The sequence below is a fragment of the Ruminococcus sp. SR1/5 genome (assembly GCF_000209835.1).
Classification (GTDB): Bacteria; Bacillota; Clostridia; order Lachnospirales; family Lachnospiraceae; genus Blautia_A; species Blautia_A fusiformis.
In genome coordinates this window covers 3,041,595-3,043,719 of the sequence record NC_021014.1, presented here as the reverse complement: position 1 = coordinate 3,043,719, position 2,125 = coordinate 3,041,595, and the positions used below count along the sequence as shown (strand labels likewise).

2 protein-coding genes are annotated in these 2,125 nt (G+C 49.1%); one reads left to right on the top strand and one right to left on the bottom strand.

Going from position 1 to position 2,125, the window contains the following annotated elements; genetic code table 11:
* Window positions 1–311 (top strand): hypothetical protein (locus tag CK1_RS15300; RefSeq protein WP_306288976.1); only part of this gene is annotated, 311 nt, incomplete at its 5' end.
* 94 nt (window positions 312–405) lie between these two features.
* Here the strand turns inward: CK1_RS15300 and uvrB are convergent.
* On the bottom strand, window positions 406–2,125 hold a 1,720-nt coding region (gene uvrB, locus CK1_RS15295), incomplete at its 5' end, for an excinuclease ABC subunit UvrB (RefSeq protein ID WP_306288975.1).

Genomic DNA, 2,125 nt, shown 5'->3' with positions numbered 1-2,125 from the left:
CCATGATCAAGGGGCAGAGCAGAACACTGAAGATCACCGGTCTCAAAAAAGGGCAGAAAATCACCTGGAAGAGCAGCAGTCCGAAGCTTGTAACGGTATCTGCATCAGGCAAGCTTTCTGCCATCAGGAATGAATCCTCTAATTTATCCTTCCACTTCCAGAAGCTTACAGATCCTTATGAAATCCTGACACAAAAAGATGCTTCCGAGCTTGCCAACGACACTCTGGATATGGCTGTTCCATATTGGACTGATCTTCTCAAGGGCTCCGACATCACCCTGCGCTCCCTGGGCTTTTCAACTACAAAATAAGCTTTTCCCAAAAACAGATCGAGCATACCCGGCAACACCCCTGGCTGTAACAGCCAGGGGTGTTGTACTGTCAGCTGCTTCGCAGCCTATTCCGTTAATTCTTCCAAATTCTTTTTAATTCGAGCATCTTGTCTCTCAGCTCAGCAGCCTGCTCGAAATTCAGGTCTGCTGCCGCAGCGCGCATCTGCTTCTCTACCTGAGCGATCACCTTCGTCAGTTCTTTTCGGTTCATGGATTCCGGATCCTTTTTAAGCTTCACTTCTGTCTCTGCCACCTTCTTCGAAACAGCGATCAGATCACGGACCGCCTTCTTGATCGTGGTTGGAGTGATGCCATGCTCCCTGTTGTAAGCCTCCTGTATCGCTCTCCTTCTTTCTGTCTCCGAGATTGCTTTTTCCATGGATTCTGTCATATTATCTGCATACATGATCACATGGCCTTCGCTGTTCCGGGCAGCACGGCCGATAGTCTGTACCAGGGATGTTTCCGAACGAAGGAAGCCTTCCTTATCTGCATCCAGGATCGCTACCAGCGTGATCTCCGGAATATCCAGTCCTTCTCGCAGAAGGTTGATCCCGACTAGCACATCAAACACATCCAGGCGCATATCGCGAATGATTTCCGCACGTTCCAGAGTGTCAATGTCTGAATGAAGGTATCGGACACGGATTCCCAGATCCTTCATATAATCGGTAAGGTCCTCTGCCATACGTTTGGTCAGGGTCGTGATCAGGACTTTGTTTTTCTTTTCAATTTCCTTATTTACTTCTGCTACAAGATCATCGATCTGTCCTTCGATCGGACGCACCTCCACCTTCGGATCAAGAAGCCCTGTAGGACGGATGATCTGCTCTGCGCGGAGAAGCTCATGGTCATATTCATATTCTCCCGGTGTCGCAGATACAAACATTACCTGGTCAAGCTTGTTCTCGAATTCATCAAAGCTCAATGGACGGTTATCCTTAGCAGACGGAAGTCGGAAGCCGTAATCCACCAGTGTCTGTTTACGGCTCTGATCACCGGCATACATACCGCCAACCTGGGGAACTGTCTTATGGGACTCATCTATAATAAGTAAAAAATCATCTCCGAAGTAATCCATCAGTGTATACGGTGGCTGCCCCGGTGCAAGCCCTGTCAGGTGTCTGGAATAGTTCTCGATCCCGGAGCAGAATCCCGTTTCCTTCATCATTTCCACATCAAAGTTGGTACGCTCCGCAATTCGCTGAGCCTCGATCAGCTTATCCTCACTTTTAAAGTATTCCACCTGCTGCTTCATCTCTTCCAAAATGGCATCTGCTGCACGACGGATCTGCTCCTGAGGCACAACGTAATGAGATGCAGGGAAAATCGCTGCATGGCTTTCCACACTTTTGATTTCTCCGGTAAGCACATCGATATCTGTGATACGCTCGATCTCATCTCCGAAAAACTCCACCCGCACTGCCCGGTCTGTAGAATTCGCCGGAAAAATCTCCAGCACATCACCCCGGACACGAAAGGTTCCACGGTGAAAATCCATCTCATTTCTTGTGTACTGGATATCGGTCAGCTGTTTGATAACCTCGTCACGATCCTTCTCCATCCCCGGCCGAAGTGAGATCATCATATCAAAAAATTCCTGCGGCGCACCCAGGCCATAGATACAGGATACCGACGAAACCACGATCACATCCTTGCGCTCACATAAGGCTGCTGTGGCGGAGAGACGGAGCTTATCGATCTCATCGTTAGTGGATGCATCCTTAGCGATGTAGGTGTCTGTGGAAGGAACGTAAGCCTCCGGCTGGTAGTAGTCGTAGTAGGAGACAAAG